Genomic DNA, 16,643 nt, shown 5'->3' with positions numbered 1-16,643 from the left:
CCATGCGGAGGACTTGTGGGAGCGGGCTTGCCCCGCGAAGCAGGCGACACCGGTCTCAGAAAAACGCCGCCCTTTGGGCGGCGTTTTCAGTTACACGGTATGCAGATACCAGTTGTACTCGAGGTCGGAGATCGAGTGCTCGAACTCCTCCAGCTCGCTTTCCTTGCACGCGACAAAGATGTCGATGTACTTCGGATCGATGTACTTGTTGAGGATCTCGCTGTCGTCCAACTCGCGCAGGGCATCGCGCAGGTTGTTCGGCAGGCTCTGCTCCAACTGCTCGTACGAGTTGCCTTCGATCGGCGTGCCCGGCTCGATCTTGTTGGTCAGGCCGTGGTGCACGCCGGCCAGCACGGCCGCCATCATCAAGTACGGGTTGGCATCGGCGCCGGCTACCCGGTGCTCGATGCGCACGGCGTCTGCAGAGCCGGTCGGCACGCGCAGCGCGACGGTGCGGTTGTCCAGGCCCCAGCTCGGTGCATTCGGCACATAGAACTGTGCGCCAAAACGACGGTACGAGTTGACGTTCGGGCAGAGGAACGCCATGGACGCGGGCAGGGTCTCGAGCACACCGCCGACAGCGTGACGTAGCGCGGCGTTCTGCTCGGGATCCTCGCTGGTGAAGATGTTGTTGCCATCTTTGTCCAGCACGGAGATGTGAACGTGCAGGCCGTTGCCTGCCTGGCCCGGGTAGGGCTTGGCCATGAACGTGGTGTCCATTTCATGGTCGTAGGCGATGTTCTTGATCAAACGCTTGAGCAGCACTGCGTAGTCACAGGCCTTGAGCGGGTCTGGGACGTGGTGCAGGTTGACTTCGAACTGCGCCGGGGCGCTTTCCTTGACGATGGCGTCGGCCGGAATACCCTGCTCTTTGGCACCTTCGAGGATGTCCTGCAGGCAGTCGGCGTATTCGTCGAGGTCGTCGATCAGGTACACCTGGGTCGACTGTGGGCGCTTGCCCGAGATCGGCGAGCGCGGCGGTTGCGGGCGGCCGTTCACGTTCTCCTGGTCGATCAGGTAGAACTCCAGCTCGAACGCGGCGCAGATGGTCAGGCCCATGTCGTCGAACTTGCTGACAACCTGACGCAACACTTCACGAGGGTCGGCGAAGAACGGCTCGCCTTCGATCTCGTGCATGGTCATGAGCAGCTGTGCGGTGGGGCGTTTCTGCCACGGCTCGTTGCACAGCGTATCGGGGATGGGATAGCAGATGCGGTCGGCGTCGCCGATGTCCAGGCCAAGGCCGGTACTTTCGACGGTGGAACCGTTGATATCCAGGGCGAAGAGGGAGGCCGGCAGGTTGATGCCTTTCTCGTAAACCTTGTGGAGGCTGGTGCGCTCTATGCGCTTGCCGCGCACCACACCATTCATATCTGCAATCAGAAGGTCAACGTAGAGAACCTCAGGATGTTCCTTAAGGAACGCGTTCGCTTCGTTAAGCTGAACGGCACGCGGGGGTACCGACATGATGCAACACCTTTGTTGTTAAAAATATCAATCAAGGGGGGCTTGCAAGACCAGTCAATCGAAAAGCCCTACTGATGTCAAGCCAACCCCATGATGCCCTGAAATGGCACATCTACGGCAGATTTGCTGCATATCGGGGCGAACCATTATCCGCTATTTCCCGCCTGAAGGGCTATCTCAAGCGTGCCGTGTTTTATTTTTTACGGAGGTGTTGTGTAAAAAAATGAACAAGGCTAAGCTCGGATTCAACCCAGAACACAATAATACGAGGGTCACATGGTCCGCTTGTCGCGACCTGAAAGCACTGCCTGCGCAGTGCCATCGGGTACCCCTGTCGTTCATGCACGCACCGTCAACGGTGTGGCCGCCCTGGCCGCAATAATTGACGCTTGGCGCACCCGGACCATTCCCCGTAGCGGCTTCACACGCTTCGATTCGCCTTCCTGCCCTTCAAACTCATTACGGACACGCTTGTTTTCAGTGTATCCACTGTGCTCCTGCGTGGGGGTTTTTGCTTTAGCAATCTTCTCCATCCAGAATCAAGGCGCGGACCACCTTACCTCCTGAGGTATTTATGAGTAACAACCTCGACCAGCTCACCGATTGGTTGAAAGAGCACAAGATCACTGAAGTCGAATGCATGATCAGCGACCTGACCGGCATCACGCGCGGCAAGATCTCGCCGACCAACAAGTTCATCGCCGAAAAAGGCATGCGCCTGCCTGAGAGCGTGCTGCTGCAGACCGTGACGGGTGACTACGTCGACGACGACATCTATTACGAGCTGCTCGACCCGGCCGACATCGACATGATCTGCCGCCCCGATGAAGACGCCGTGTTCCTGGTGCCCTGGGCCATTGAGCCGACGGCGCAGGTGATCCACGACACCTACGACAAGAAGGGCAACCCGGTCGAACTGTCGCCGCGCAACGTCTTGAAAAAAGTGCTCAAGCTCTACGCTGACAAAGGCTGGCAGCCAATCGTCGCGCCCGAGATGGAGTTCTACCTGACCAAGCGCAGCGAAGACCCGGACTTCCCGCTGCAGCCTCCGGTAGGCCGTTCGGGCCGCCCGGAAACTGGCCGCCAGTCGTTCTCGATAGAGGCCGCCAACGAATTCGACCCGCTGTTCGAGGACGTCTATGACTGGTGCGAACTGCAGCAGTTGGACCTCGACACGCTGATCCACGAAGACGGCACGGCGCAGATGGAAATCAACTTCCGTCACGGCAACGCCCTGCACCTGGCCGACCAGATCCTGGTGTTCAAACGCACCATGCGCGAGGCCGCGCTCAAGCACAACGTGGCCGCAACGTTCATGGCCAAGCCCATGACCGGCGAGCCGGGCAGTGCCATGCACCTGCACCAGAGCGTGGTTGATGTGGTCACCGGCAAAAATATTTTCAGCAACGAAGACGGCAGCATGAGCGAGCTGTTCCTGCACCACATCGGTGGCCTGCAGAAGTTCATCCCCGAAGCGCTGCCGCTGTTCGCCCCCAACGTCAACTCGTTCCGCCGCTTCCTGCCCGACACCTCGGCGCCAGTGAACGTCGAGTGGGGCGAAGAAAACCGCACCGTCGGCCTGCGCGTACCGGATGCCGGCCCGCAAAACCGCCGGGTCGAGAACCGCCTGCCGGGCGCCGATGCCAACCCTTACCTGGCCATCGCCGCCAGCTTGCTGTGCGGCTACATCGGCATGGTCGAAGGCATCGAAGCCAGTGCACCGGTGCAGGGCCGCGGTTACGAACGCCGCAACCTGCGCCTGCCGCTGACCATCGAAGACGCCCTGGAGCGCATGGAAATCAGCCGTGCGCTGGTCCAATACCTGGGCAAGAAGTTCATCACTGGCTACGTCGCCACCAAACGCGCCGAGCACGAAAACTTCAAACGCGTCATCAGTTCCTGGGAGCGTGAGTTCCTGCTGTTTGCTGTCTGATCAACCCTGGTGCCGCAGGAGCGCGGCTGTCGGATAACGGAGAAGCACATGAGCGTCAAAAACCCGCAAACCCGTGAATGGCAAAACCTGAGCGGCGAGCACCACCTCGCGCCCTTCAGCGACTACAAACAGCTGAAGGAAAAGGGGCCGCGCATCATCACCAAGGCCCAGGGTGTGCATTTGTGGGACAGCGAGGGCAACAAGATCCTCGACGGCATGGCCGGCCTGTGGTGCGTGGCGGTAGGTTACGGCCGTGAAGAGCTGGTGCAGGCTGCCGAAAAGCAGATGCGCGAGCTGCCGTACTACAACCTGTTCTTCCAGACCGCCCACCCGCCTGCGCTGGAACTGGCCAAAGCCATCACCGACGTGGCGCCGGAAGGCATGACCCATGTGTTCTTCACCGGCTCCGGCTCCGAAGGCAACGACACCGTGCTGCGCATGGTCCGTCACTATTGGGCACTCAAGGGCAAACCGCACAAGCAGACCATCATCGGCCGCATCAACGGCTACCACGGCTCCACCTTCGCCGGTGCGTGCCTGGGCGGCATGAGCGGCATGCACGAGCAGGGCGGCCTGCCGATTCCGGGCATCGTGCACATTCCGCAGCCGTACTGGTTCGGTGAGGGCGGCGACATGAGCCCGGACGAATTCGGTGTGTGGGCTGCCGAGCAACTGGAGAAGAAAATCCTCGAGGTCGGCGAAGACAACGTCGCCGCCTTCATCGCCGAGCCGATCCAGGGTGCCGGTGGGGTGATCATCCCGCCAGAAACCTACTGGCCGAAGGTCAAGGAGATCCTCGCCAAGTACGACATCCTGTTCGTGGCCGACGAAGTGATCTGCGGTTTCGGCCGTACCGGCGAGTGGTTCGGCTCCGACTACTACGACCTCAAGCCAGACCTGATGACCATCGCCAAGGGCCTGACCTCCGGTTACATCCCCATGGGTGGTGTGATCGTGCGTGACACCGTGGCTAAGGTGATCAGCGAAGGCGGCGACTTCAACCACGGCTTCACCTATTCAGGGCACCCGGTCGCGGCCGCGGTAGGCCTGGAAAACCTGCGCATTCTGCGCGACGAAAAAATCGTCGAGCAGGCGCGCACAGAAGCGGCACCGTATTTGCAAAAGCGTTTGCGTGAGCTGCAAGACCACCCGCTGGTGGGCGAGGTACGCGGCCTGGGCCTGCTCGGCGCGATCGAGTTGGTCAAGGACAAGGCCACCCGCAGCCGTTACGAAGGCAAGGGCGTGGGCATGATCTGCCGCAACTTCTGCTTCGAGAACGGCCTGATCATGCGCGCGGTCGGTGACACCATGATCATCGCGCCACCACTGGTAATCAGCCATGCAGAGATCGACGAGCTGGTGGAAAAGGCGCGCAAGTGCCTCGACCTGACCCTCGAAGCGATCAGATGAGCACCTGCTAGGCTAGCGTTGTGACATTAGTTGGTTACAAGGGGCTGCTTTCCTTGAAACAGCGCCTTGTAACTTGCCAGACTAGCGACTGTTTCAGTCGCCCGACGCGTGTACTGCGGGACCTGGCAGCTGAACGGATGGCTAATCAAAAAAATCTGGAGCATGACGCATGAAGAAAATGGGCAAGACGTTGCTGGCCGCCGCCCTGATGGGTGCCATGGCGACCGCTGTTCAGGCTGAAGACAAGGTATTGAACGTCTACAACTGGTCGGACTACATTGCTCCGGACACCATCGCCAAGTTCGAGAAGCAGACCGGCATCAAGGTCAAGTACGACGTCTTCGACAGCAACGAAACCCTGGAAGCCAAGCTGCTGGCAGGCAAGTCGGGCTACGACATCGTCGTGCCTTCGAACAACTTCCTGGCCAAGCAGATCAAGGCTGGCGTGTACGAGGAACTGGACCGCTCCAAACTGCCGAACTGGAAGAACCTCGACACCGACCTGCTCAAGGCCGTTGGCGATGCCAGCGACAAGGACAACAAGCACGCCTTCCCGTACATGTGGGGCTCTATCGGCATTGGCTACAACCCGGAGAAGGTCAAGGCCGCGCTGGGCGTGGACAAGATCGATTCGTGGGACGTGGTGTTCAAGCCTGAGAACATCGCCAAGCTCAAGAGCTGCGGCGTGAGCTTCTTGGATGCGCCGACCGAGATGATCCCGGCCGCGCTGCACTACCTGGGCCTGCCAAGCAACAGCACCAAGAAGGAAGACCTGAAGGCCGCCGAGGACCTGTTCCTCAAGATCCGTCCTTCGATCACCTACTTCCACTCCTCCAAGTACATCGGCGACATGGCCAACGGCAACATCTGCGTAGCCGTCGGTTATTCGGGTGACCTGGAGCAGTCCAAGGCCCGCGCCCACGAAGCTGGCGACAAGGTCAAAGTGGACTACGTCATTCCGAAAGAAGGTGCCGGTACCTTCTACGACATGGTCGCCATCCCGAAAGATGCCGAGCATAAAGACGCTGCCTACCAGTTCATGGACTTCCTGATGCAGCCGGAAATCATGGCTGAGATCACCAACGCCGTGCGCTTCCCGAACGGCAACGCTGCCGCCACCGCGTTCGTGGACAAAGACATCACCAGCGACCCGAGCATCTACCCGCCTGCCGAAGTGAAGAAGCAGCTGTACGCGATCGCTGCGCCTGACGCTTCTGTGCAGCGTGTGATCACCCGCAGCTGGACCAAGATCAAGTCGGGCAAGTAAGCCCGATGCGAGGCGCTCTGGGCCGGGGTTGCCCGGCCCAGAGGCCATGAAAGGCAATTGATGATTGCGGCATCGAAGCTGCGAAGGTAAGTTGCGCGCCGGTTTTGCGTGTGCGGCCACATTGCCGCTACCCAGGCACTGATTGTGAGGACCACCCACTTGTCTATTTCTGTATTACGCAAGGCCTTGATGGCTGGAGCGGGCCTGACGCTGGCATGCAGCGTCCAAGCGGCGCCTACGGTGCATTTCTACAACTGGTCCGACTATATCGGCCCGACCACACTCGCGGACTTCGAGAAGGCAACGGGTATCAAGCCCGTGCAGGACGTGTTCGATTCCAACGAAACCCTGGAAGGCAAGCTGCTGGCCGGCAACACCGGCTATGACGTGGTAGTGCCGTCCAACCATTTCCTCGGCAAGCAGATCAAGGCGGGCGCGTTCCAGAAGCTCGACAAAAGCCTGCTGCCCAATTATGCCAACCTGGATCCGGCGCTGATGAAACGCCTGGAGAAGAACGATCCGGGCAACCAGTACGCCGTGCCTTACCTGTGGGGCACCAACGGCATTGGTTACAACGTTGAAAAGGTCAAGGCTGCGCTGGGCGTCGACACCATCGATTCCTGGGCGGTGCTGTTCGAACCCGAGAACATGAAGAAGCTCTCCAAGTGTGGTGTGGCCTTCCTCGACTCGGCGGACGAAATGCTCCCGGCGGTGCTCAACTACATGGGGCTGGACCCCAACAGCAGCAACCCCAAGGACTACCAGGCTGCCGAGCAGAAGCTGCTGGCGGTGCGCCCTTACGTCACCTACTTCCACTCGTCCAAGTACATCACCGACCTTGCCAACGGCGACATCTGCGTCGCGGCGGGCTTCTCTGGCGACATCTTCCAGGCCAAGGCCCGCGCCGAAGAAGCCAAGAAGGGCGTGAACCTGGCGTATGCGATTCCCAAAGAAGGCGGCAACCTCTGGTTCGACGTGCTGGCGATCCCCAAGGACGCCAAGAACGTCAAAGAGGCCCATGCCTTCATCAACTATTTGCTGAAACCTGAGGTTATCGCCCAGGTCAGTGATTACGTCGGTTACGCCAACCCGAACCCCAAGGCTGGCGACCTGATGGACCAGGCCGTGAGGACTGACGCCGCGGTTTACCCACCGCAGGAAGTGCTGGACAAGATGTTCGTCAACAGTGAGTTGCCACCCAAGGTGCAACGCTTGATGACCCGTAGCTGGACCAAGGTCAAGTCGGGCAAGTAACAATCCAGACCCGCCGCGGCCCCTGCAGAACAGGCCGCGCGGGCACAAAAATCTTGTTGGGAGTTTCACTCATGGCAGTTGCCTCCGGAGCCTATAAGAAAGCCCTCGAGGGTGGCCAGCAACCCAAGCAGGTGCTGGTCAAGATCGACCGGGTCACGAAAAAGTTCGACGAAACGGTAGCGGTGGACGATGTGTCCCTGGAAATCCGCAAGGGTGAGATTTTTGCCCTGCTGGGTGGCTCCGGTTCCGGCAAATCGACCTTGCTGCGTATGCTGGCTGGCTTCGAGCGCCCCACCGAAGGGCGGATCTTGCTCGATGGCGTCGACATCACCGAGATGCCGCCCTACGAGCGGCCGATCAACATGATGTTCCAGTCCTACGCGCTGTTCCCGCACATGACCGTGGCGCAGAACATCGCCTTCGGCCTGCAGCAGGACAAGCTGCCCAAGGCGGACATCGACGCCCGTGTGGCCGAGATGCTCAAGCTGGTGCACATGACCCAGTACGCCAAGCGCAAGCCGCACCAGCTGTCGGGTGGCCAGCGCCAGCGTGTGGCCCTGGCGCGTTCGCTGGCCAAGCGCCCGAAACTGCTGTTGCTCGATGAGCCGATGGGCGCCCTGGACAAGAAGCTGCGTTCGCAGATGCAACTTGAGCTGGTGGAAATCATCGAGCGCGTGGGCGTGACCTGCGTGATGGTGACCCACGACCAGGAAGAGGCCATGACCATGGCCCAGCGCATCGCCATCATGCACCTGGGCTGGATCGCCCAGATCGGCTCGCCTGTGGACATCTACGAGACCCCGACCAGCCGCCTGGTGTGCGAGTTCATCGGCAACGTCAACCTGTTCGAAGGTGAAGTGGTCGACGACGCCGAAGGCCACGCGATCATTGCCAGCCCTGAACTGGAGCGCAAGATCTACGTTGGCCACGGCATCACCACGTCGGTCGAAGACAAGCACATCACCTACGCGCTGCGCCCGGAGAAGATGCTGGTCACTACCCAGCAACCGACCTGCGAGCACAACTGGTCGCGCGGCAAGGTGCACGACATCGCCTACCTGGGCGGCCACTCGGTGTTCTACGTCGAGCTGCCGAGCGGCAAGATCGTCCAGTCGTTCGTGGCCAACGCCGAGCGCCAGGGCACACGTCCGACCTGGGGCGATGAAGTGTACGTGTGGTGGGAAGACGACAGCGGCGTGGTACTGCGGTCATGAAACTGCGCAAGCTCAAGCGAGCCTTCCAGCGCTTGACCCCGGAGGGGCGGCACCTGGTGATCGGCGTGCCGTTCATCTGGCTGTTCCTGTTCTTCATGCTGCCGTTCTTCATCGTGTTGAAGATCAGCTTTGCTGAAGCCGACGTGGCGATCCCGCCGTATACCGAGATCTACAGCTACGTCGAAGACAAGATCCAGTTGGTGCTCAACCTGGCCAACTATGGCCTGTTGACCGAAGACGAGCTGTACATCTCGGCCTACCTGGGCTCGTTGAAGATGGCCTTCTTCAGCACCTTGCTGTGCCTGCTGATCGGCTACCCGATGGCCTATGCCATCGCCAACGCCCGCAAAGAGTCGCAGACCGTGCTGCTGTTGCTGATCATGATGCCGACCTGGACGGCGATCCTGATCCGCGTCTACGCCTGGATGGGCATCCTCAGCAACAACGGGCTGCTTAACAGCTTCCTGCTGTGGCTGGGGCTGATCGACCAGCCACTGCAGATTCTCAACACCAACCTGGCGGTGTACATCGGCGTGGTCTATTCGTACCTGCCGTTCATGATCCTGCCGCTGTACGCGAACTTGGTGAAGCACGACCCGAGCCTGTTGGAAGCCGCATCGGACCTGGGTTCGAGCACCTTCAACAGCTTCTGGAAGATCACCGTGCCGCTGTCGAAAAACGGCATCATCGCGGGCTGCATGCTGGTGTTCATCCCGGTGGTGGGCGAGTTCGTGATCCCAGAACTGCTGGGCGGCCCGGAAACCCTGATGATCGGTAAGGTGCTATGGCAAGAGTTCTTCAACAACCGTGACTGGCCGGTAGCGTCCGCGCTGGCGGTAGTGATGCTGGCGATCCTGATCGTGCCGATCCTGCTGTTCAACCGCAGCCAGGCCAAAGAAATGGAGGGCAGGGCATGAAGCGCTTCAGTTTTTCCAAGCTGATGCTGGTGCTCGGCTTGCTGTTCATCTACCTGCCGATGCTGATCCTGGTGATCTACTCGTTCAACGCCTCGAAGCTGGTGACAGTGTGGGGAGGCTGGTCGGTCAAGTGGTACGTCGGCCTGCTCGACAACACCCAGCTGATGGGGTCGGTGATGCGCTCGCTGGAAATCGCCTGCTACACGGCGGTGGCAGCGGTGGCGCTGGGTACCCTGGCGGCCTTCGTGCTGACCCGGGTCACCCGCTTCAAAGGCCGCACGCTGTTCGGCGGCCTGGTCACCGCGCCGCTGGTGATGCCCGAAGTGATCACCGGTCTGTCGCTGTTGCTGCTGTTCGTGGCCATGGCGCAGATGATCGGCTGGCCGCAAGAGCGTGGCATCGTCACCATCTGGATCGCCCACACCACGTTCTGTGCGGCGTACGTGGCGGTGGTGGTGTCGGCACGCTTGCGTGAGCTGGACCTGTCGATCGAGGAAGCGGCGATGGACCTGGGTGCCAAGCCGTGGAAGGTGTTCTTCCTGATCACCATCCCGATGATCGCGCCATCGCTCGCGGCGGGCGGCATGATGTCGTTTGCCCTGTCGCTGGATGACCTGGTGCTGGCCAGCTTCGTGTCCGGACCGGGCTCGACCACCTTGCCGATGGAAGTGTTCTCGGCGGTGCGCCTGGGCGTGAAGCCAGAGATCAACGCCGTGGCCAGCCTGATCCTGTTGTCGGTGTCGCTGGTGACCTTCATGGTCTGGTACTTCAGCCGCCGCGCTGAAGAGCACCGTCGCAAGGCGATTCAGCAGGCCATCGAAGAAGGGGCTGCGGCGAACGTGTCGCAGCCACAAGTCAAGCGCCCGACGGCAGCAGCTGCGCCGGTCTGACCCAGCTCTTCGCGGGCAAGCCCGCTTCTACAGGCAAGTGCAGTTCTAGAAACTGCACACATCCTGTGGGAGCGGGTTTACCCGCGAAAACCCCAGCACCGATTCAAAGCCATACCGCATCCCAGTGTGGATAGTCCCGGACACTTCTGACCAATCCAGCCCTCAACGGATTGGCAACAATGTACCGGGCTACATGCACCATGCTTTCCTCCCTTCTCAATGCCCGGTCCTGATACCCAGGCTGCCACACCGGATCATGCTCAACCCCCGCCTGATGCAAAACCAGACTGGATCTGGATTTGAATCTGCGCATCAATGTACCCAGCGTCGTGCCTTTCAACTCGATCAGCCAATGCAGATGGTCCGGCATCAGTACCCAGGCCAATGACCGGCAGGCGTGGTCGTGATCGGACTGTCGCAGTTGATGGATAACTAATCGGGCATGTTGGAAGTCATTGAACAGCGGCTTGCGTTGATGGGTAACAGTAGTAAGCAGGTACAGCCTGCCGAGTTCTGAATAGCGACCACGTCGAAGCAGGTGTGATTGAGCCCGAGGCATTGGTTTCTTCCTTGAAGAGTGACCTCTCCAAGGTAGTGGATGTGAAACCGCAAAAGTGCGCTGGATGGTTTCGGGATATGGCAGGGGGCTTGTGGTTGTCTGTACCGGCCCTTTCGCGGGTGAACCCGCTCCCACAGGTGCTACGCAGGATTCAGCATTTGCACAGTCCCTGTGGGAGCGGGTTCACCCGCGAAGAGGCCCGCACCAGCGCCGGAAATACTCGAGTGATCTCCATCAGTGATGTTTGCTGAACCCTGAACTACGCTGACAGTCGCATCTCACAAATCATTTGTGCGCAAGCTAGGAGCCTGCATGAGGGTGACGCGTCCACTGGTGCTGGCAGGCCTGAGTGTGCTGTACATGCTCACCGGCTGTAGCAAGGAAGAAACCCCCGAGACGCTGCCTCGGGTCGGTGTGCAACAGGTCCAGCCTACCGATTTCGCTGCCAGGGTGACCCTGACCGGCGACGTACAAGCGCGGGTGCAAACCGACTTGTCGTTCCGTGTGGGCGGCAAGATTATTTCGCGCAGCGTCGATGTGGGCGATCACGTCAAGGCCAACCAGGTACTGGCACGGCTAGACCCGAAAGACCTGCAGAACAACGTCGACTCGGCCAAGGCCGAGGTGTTCGCCGCCCAAGCGCGCGTGACGCAGACGGCCGCGGCTTTCGTGCGTCAGCAAAAGCTGCTGCCCAAAGGCTATACCAGCCAGAGCGAGTACGACTCCGCCGAAGCCGCGTTGCGCAGCAACCAGAGCGCGCTCAAGGCCGCCCAGGCGCAGCTGGCCAATGCCAATGAACAGCTGAGCTACACCGCGCTGGTGTCCGAAGCCGCCGGCGTGATCACCGAGCGCCAGGCCGAGGTCGGCCAAGTGGTGCAGGCCACCATGCCGATCTTCGGCTTCGCCCGCGATGGCGACCGTGATGCAGTGTTCAACGTGTATGAATCGTTGCTGGTGGCACCGCCAAGCGATGAGGGGGTGATCGTGAAGCTGCTCGATGACCCCAACGTCCAGGCTCAAGGCTTCGTTCGCGAAGTGACGCCAACCGTTTCAGCCCAAAGTGGCACGGTGCAGGTCAAGGTTGGCCTGCGCAACGTGCCGCCCGGCATGCGGCTGGGCTCACCGGTGACGGCCACTGCCAATACCCAGGGGCGTTCCAGCATTGAGCTGCCCTGGTCGGCTTTGACCAAGGCCTTGCATGAGCCTGCCGTCTGGGTGGTGGGCGAGGGCGACAAGGTCGAACTGCGCAAGGTTGAAGTAGCGCGCTACCTCACCGGCAAGGTCGTGGTCGCCAACGGCCTCAAAGGCGGCGAGACCGTGGTGGTCAATGGCGGGCAGTTGCTACACCCCGGCATGCAGGTGGAAAAAATCGATGAAAAGGCTGCGGGGGATGCGCCATGAAGCGCTTGCTGTTATTGCTCCCGGTTGGGCTGTTGCTGGTTGCTTGCAGCTCTGAAGAAGAAGCGGTCGAGCCCGTTCGGCCGGTGCTTTCGGTGAAGGTCGAACCGCAGGTGCAAGCGCAACTTGGGCGCTTTGCCGGCAGCATTCAGGCGCGCTTCGAGAGCACCTTGGGCTTTCGCGTGTCCGGGCGTATTGCCCGGCGTTGGCTTGATGTGGGGGCGCAGGTGAAGCCTGGAGACACACTGGCTACCCTCGACCCCACCGACCAGCAGAACCAGTTGCGTGCCGCCGAAGGCGACTTGGCCAAGGTCCAGGCGCAGTGGATAAACGCCCAGGCCGACGCGCGCCGTCAGCAGCAGCTGTACGACCGCGGTGTCGGTGCCCAGGCCCAGCTGGACATTGCCCAGACCAACCTGAAAACCACCGGTGCGGCGCTTGAACAGGCACGCTCGGCGGTCAGCCAAGCGCGAGACCAGCTTGACTACAGCACCCTGCGCACCGACCACGCGGCGGTGATCACTGCCTGGCAGGCCGAAGCAGGGCAAACGGTAACGGCGGGCCAGGCTGTGGTGACCCTGGCCCGGCCAGACGTCAAGGAAGCCGTGATCGACCTGCCGATCGGCCTGGGCGAGCAACTCGACAAGGGCCTCACCTTCACCGTGGCCTCGCAGCTCGACCCCAGCATCAACACCACGGCCTCGTTGCGCGAGCTGGAGCCGCAAGCCGACGCCACCACGCGCACCCGGCGTGCACGCCTGACTCTGGCCAGCACACCGGCCGCCTTCCACCTTGGCACCGCGATCAGCGTGAGCCTGAGCTCTGCGGTCACGCCGCGCAGTGAGCTGCCCCTGAGCGCCTTGCTCGAGCGTGACGGCAAGACCCAGGTGTGGGTGATCGACACGCAGCAGAAAACCGTGGCGACCCGGGATGTCGCCTTGATCGACCGCACCCGCGAACACATCGTCATCGCCTCCGGCGTACAGCCAGGCGAGCGCGTGGTGACTGCCGGCGTCAACAGCCTCAAGCCTGGCCAGAAGGTCACCTTCGACGAGGATGCGCAATGAAAGGAAGCTTCAACCTGTCCGAATGGGCGCTCAAGCATCAATCGTTCGTCTGGTACCTGATGTTCGTCGGCTTGCTGATGGGGATTTTTTCCTACTTCAACCTGGGCCGTGAGGAAGACCCGTCGTTCACCATCAAGACCATGGTCATCCAGACCCGCTGGCCCGGTGCGACCCAGGACGAAACCCTGTACCAGGTCACCGACCGCATCGAGAAGAAGCTCGAAGAGCTGGACTCGCTCGACTACACCAAAAGCTACACCCGCCCGGGCGAGTCAACGGTCTACGTGTACCTGCGCGACACCACCAAGGCCAAGGACATCCCGGACATCTGGTACCAGGTGCGCAAGAAGATCCAGGACATCCGCGGCCAGTTCCCCGAGGGCATCCAGGGCCCGGCATTCAACGATGAATTCGGTGATGTGTTCGGTTCGATCTACGCCTTCACCTCCGATGGCCTGACCTTGCGGCAACTGCGGGACTACGTGGAGCAGGCCCGCGCCGAAGTGCGCGAAGTGCCCAACATCGGCAAGATCGAGCTGGTCGGCACCCAGGACGAAGTGCTGTACCTGAACTTCTCCACCCGCAAACTGGCAGCCTTGGGTATCGACCAGCGCCAGGTCATGCAGGCGCTGCAATCGCAGAACGCGGTGACCCCGGCAGGGGTGATCGAGGCGGGCCCCGAACGTATTTCGGTGCGCACCACCGGCCAGTTCGCCTCTGAAAAGGACCTGGAAACGGTCAACCTGAGGATCAATGACCGCTTCTTCCGCCTTGCCGACATTGCCGATATCGAGCGCGGCTACGTCGACCCGCCGTCACCGATGTTCCGCTACAACGGCCAGACCGCCATTGGCCTGGCCATCGGCATGAAGGCGGGCGGTAACATTCAGGTGTTCGGCGCCGCCCTGAAGAAGAAAATGGACAGCGTGATCGCCGACTTGCCGGTGGGGGTGGGTGTGCACACCGTGTCCGACCAGGCCGTGGTGGTCAAGCAGGCGGTGGGTGGCTTTACCAGCGCACTCTTCGAGGCCGTGGTGATCGTGCTGGCGGTGAGCTTCGTCAGCCTCGGCGTGCGCGCCGGGCTGGTGGTGGCCTGCTCGATCCCGCTGGTGCTGGCCATGGTCTTCGTGTTCATGGAGTACAGCGGCATCACCATGCAACGGATTTCGCTGGGCGCGTTGATCATCGCCCTGGGCCTGCTGGTGGACGATGCGATGATCACCGTGGAGGTGATGGTCACACGCCTGGAAATGGGCGAGAGCAAAGAGCAGGCCGCGACCTTTGCCTACACCTCGACGGCGTTCCCGATGCTGACCGGTACCCTGGTGACGGTGGCCGGCTTCGTGCCGATCGGGCTCAACGCCAGTTCGGCAGGTGAGTACACCTACACACTGTTCGCGGTGATCGCCGTGGCGTTGATCGTGTCGTGGGTGGTGGCGGTGTTCTTCGCCCCGGTGCTGGGCGTGCATATCCTCAGCAGCAAGGTCAAAGCCCACGAGGCCGAACCCGGGCGCGTTGGCCGGGCATTCGAGGGCGGCCTGCTGTGGTGCATGCGCAACCGCTGGCTGACCATCATCGGCACCGTGCTGCTGTTCGCGCTGGCGATATTCTGCGAGCGCTTCGTGCAGAACCAGTTCTTCCCATCATCCGACCGCCCCGAAATCCTGGTCGACCTCAACCTGCCGCAAAACGCCTCGATCGAAGAGACCCGTAAAGTCGTCGACCGGCTGGAGGCCAGGATCAAGGACGACCCGGACCTGGTGCGCTGGAGCACCTACATTGGCCAGGGCGCGATTCGCTTCTACCTGCCCCTCGACCAACAATTGCAGAACCCCTACTACGCGCAATTGGTGATCGTCAGCAAAGGCTTCGAAGAGCGCCAGGGCATGATGGATCGCCTGCAGAAACTGCTGCGCGAAGAGTTCGTCGGCATCGGCACCAACGTGCAATCGCTGGAGATGGGCCCGCCGGTGGGCCGGCCGATCCAGTACCGGGTCAGCGGCCAGGACATCGACCAGGTGCGCAAGCACGCCATCGAGCTCGCCACCTTGCTTGATGCCAACGAGCACATCGGCGAGATGATCTACGACTGGAACGAGCCGGGCAAAGTGCTGCGCATCGAGATTGCCCAAGACAAAGCGCGTCAGCTGGGGCTGTCGTCCGAAGACGTGGCCAACGTGATGAACAGCATCGTCACCGGCGTGCCGATTACCCAGGTCAACGACAACATCTACCTGGTCAACGTGGTTGCCCGCGCCGAAGACAGCGAGCGTGGCTCGCCCGATACCTTGCAGAACCTGCAGATCCTGACCCCCAATGGCACCTCGATTCCGCTGCTGTCCTTCGCCACGGTGCGTTACGAGCTGGAACAGCCGTTGGTCTGGCGGCGTGATCGCAAGCCGACCATCACCATCAAGGCGTCGGTCAATGGTGACATCCAGCCCACCGACCTGGTGGCTCAGCTCAAGCCCAAGATCGACGAGTTCGCCAGCAAACTGCCGGTCGGCTTCGAGGTGGCGACCGGCGGTACGGTGGAGGAGAGCGCCAAGGCGCAAGGGCCGATCCGCAAGGTCATTCCGTTGATGCTGTTCCTCATGGCGACCTTCCTGATGATCCAGCTGCACAGCGTGCAGAAGCTGTTCCTGGTGGTCAGCGTGGCGCCGTTGGGCTTGATCGGAGTGGTGCTGGCGTTGGTGCCTACGGGTACGCCGATGGGCTTTGTGGCCATTCTCGGGATTCTGGCCCTGGCCGGTATCATCATTCGTAACTCGGTGATCCTGGTGACCCAGATCGATGAGTTCGAGGCGCAGGGGCTGTCACCGTGGGATGCGGTGGTGGAGGCCACCAACCACCGGCGGCGGCCGATCTTGCTGACGGCGGCCGCGGCCAGCTTGGGCATGATCCCGATTGCCCGCGAGGTGTTCTGGGGGCCGATGGCCTACGCCATGATTGGCGGGATCATCGTGGCCACCTTGCTGACGCTGCTGTTTTTGCCGGCGCTGTATGTGGCCTGGTACAAAATCCGCGAGCCAGAAAAACAATCATCCTGACAACACCTTCCGTTGTAGGAGCAGCCTTGTGCTGCGAAGAGGCCGGTACATTCACCCTCAAACACGGATGGCTGTACCGGCCTCTTCGCAGCACAAGGCTGCTCCTACAGGGGAAATGTGTGGCTTGTAAAAACGGTTATATAAACATTCTTAAACAGTATTTTTAAGAATATCCCCGCCTCACTACTATTGCCCTCAAGCCAGGCGCAAATCCCCT

At 61.0% G+C, this 16,643-nt stretch carries 13 protein-coding genes; 10 read left to right on the top strand and 3 right to left on the bottom strand.

Annotated elements, in window-relative coordinates:
* Nucleotides 1–90: 90 nt before the first annotated feature.
* Complete coding sequence (locus tag AC5PZ0_RS06065) at nucleotides 91–1,467, bottom strand: glutamine synthetase family protein (RefSeq protein WP_027592251.1); 1,377 nt, start codon at nucleotides 1,465–1,467, stop codon at nucleotides 91–93.
* Nucleotides 1,468–1,805: 338 nt separating this feature from the next.
* Nucleotides 1,806–2,000, bottom strand: a complete 195-nt coding sequence (locus AC5PZ0_RS06060; protein WP_225876673.1) for a hypothetical protein — start codon at nucleotides 1,998–2,000, stop codon at nucleotides 1,806–1,808.
* Between the two features lie 41 nt (nucleotides 2,001–2,041).
* Between AC5PZ0_RS06060 and AC5PZ0_RS06055 the strand changes: the two genes are divergently transcribed.
* From AC5PZ0_RS06055 to AC5PZ0_RS06025, 7 genes are all read left to right on the top strand, one after another.
* A complete protein-coding gene (locus tag AC5PZ0_RS06055; protein ID WP_027592252.1) occupies nucleotides 2,042–3,400 on the top strand; it encodes a glutamine synthetase family protein in 1,359 nt (452 codons plus the stop codon).
* A gap of 48 nt (nucleotides 3,401–3,448) precedes the next feature.
* Entirely contained in the window at nucleotides 3,449–4,810 is a 1,362-nt protein-coding gene (locus AC5PZ0_RS06050; RefSeq protein WP_099430739.1) for an aspartate aminotransferase family protein, read from the top strand.
* Between the two features lie 169 nt (nucleotides 4,811–4,979).
* Entirely contained in the window at nucleotides 4,980–6,077 is a 1,098-nt protein-coding gene (locus tag AC5PZ0_RS06045) for a polyamine ABC transporter substrate-binding protein (RefSeq protein WP_099430738.1), read from the top strand.
* Nucleotides 6,078–6,236: 159 nt separating this feature from the next.
* The gene (locus AC5PZ0_RS06040) at nucleotides 6,237–7,331 is read left to right on the top strand and encodes a polyamine ABC transporter substrate-binding protein (protein WP_099455669.1); all 1,095 of its coding nucleotides are present in this window, start codon (nucleotides 6,237–6,239) and stop codon (nucleotides 7,329–7,331) included.
* Nucleotides 7,332–7,402: 71 nt separating this feature from the next.
* A complete protein-coding gene (potA, locus tag AC5PZ0_RS06035; RefSeq protein ID WP_027592256.1) occupies nucleotides 7,403–8,545 on the top strand; it encodes a polyamine ABC transporter ATP-binding protein in 1,143 nt (380 codons plus the stop codon).
* Nucleotides 8,542–9,462, top strand: coding sequence for an ABC transporter permease subunit (locus AC5PZ0_RS06030; RefSeq protein WP_027592257.1), 921 nt, complete (start codon nucleotides 8,542–8,544; stop codon nucleotides 9,460–9,462). Before potA ends, AC5PZ0_RS06030 begins: the two co-directional genes overlap by 4 nt.
* A complete protein-coding gene (locus tag AC5PZ0_RS06025) occupies nucleotides 9,459–10,352 on the top strand; it encodes an ABC transporter permease subunit (protein ID WP_099430734.1) in 894 nt (297 codons plus the stop codon). Before AC5PZ0_RS06030 ends, AC5PZ0_RS06025 begins: the two co-directional genes overlap by 4 nt.
* Nucleotides 10,353–10,455: 103 nt before the next feature.
* On the opposite strand, the gene AC5PZ0_RS06020 is transcribed toward AC5PZ0_RS06025, so the two are convergent.
* The gene (locus AC5PZ0_RS06020; protein WP_085272204.1) at nucleotides 10,456–10,911 is read right to left on the bottom strand and encodes an REP-associated tyrosine transposase; all 456 of its coding nucleotides are present in this window, start codon (nucleotides 10,909–10,911) and stop codon (nucleotides 10,456–10,458) included.
* 312 nt (nucleotides 10,912–11,223) lie between these two features.
* Between AC5PZ0_RS06020 and AC5PZ0_RS06015 the strand changes: the two genes are divergently transcribed.
* Genes AC5PZ0_RS06015 through AC5PZ0_RS06005 form a run of 3 tightly spaced genes read left to right on the top strand, consistent with a single transcriptional unit; the run spans nucleotide 11,224 to nucleotide 16,426 of the window.
* Entirely contained in the window at nucleotides 11,224–12,312 is a 1,089-nt protein-coding gene (locus AC5PZ0_RS06015; protein WP_493854533.1) for an efflux RND transporter periplasmic adaptor subunit, read from the top strand.
* Nucleotides 12,309–13,376 carry an efflux RND transporter periplasmic adaptor subunit gene (locus tag AC5PZ0_RS06010; RefSeq protein WP_099430733.1) on the top strand — a complete coding sequence of 356 codons (1,068 nt, stop codon included), beginning with the start codon at nucleotides 12,309–12,311 and terminating at the stop codon, nucleotides 13,374–13,376. Before AC5PZ0_RS06015 ends, AC5PZ0_RS06010 begins: the two co-directional genes overlap by 4 nt.
* Nucleotides 13,373–16,426 (top strand): efflux RND transporter permease subunit, encoded by a 3,054-nt coding sequence (locus AC5PZ0_RS06005; protein ID WP_099430732.1) that lies wholly within the window; start codon nucleotides 13,373–13,375, stop codon nucleotides 16,424–16,426. Before AC5PZ0_RS06010 ends, AC5PZ0_RS06005 begins: the two co-directional genes overlap by 4 nt.
* Nucleotides 16,427–16,643: the final 217 nt, after the last annotated feature.

It is taken from the genome of Pseudomonas sp. 5.2, assembly GCF_059025405.1.
The sequence above is the reverse complement of the archived record's forward strand: the minus strand, read 5'-3'. Positions and strand labels throughout refer to the sequence as shown.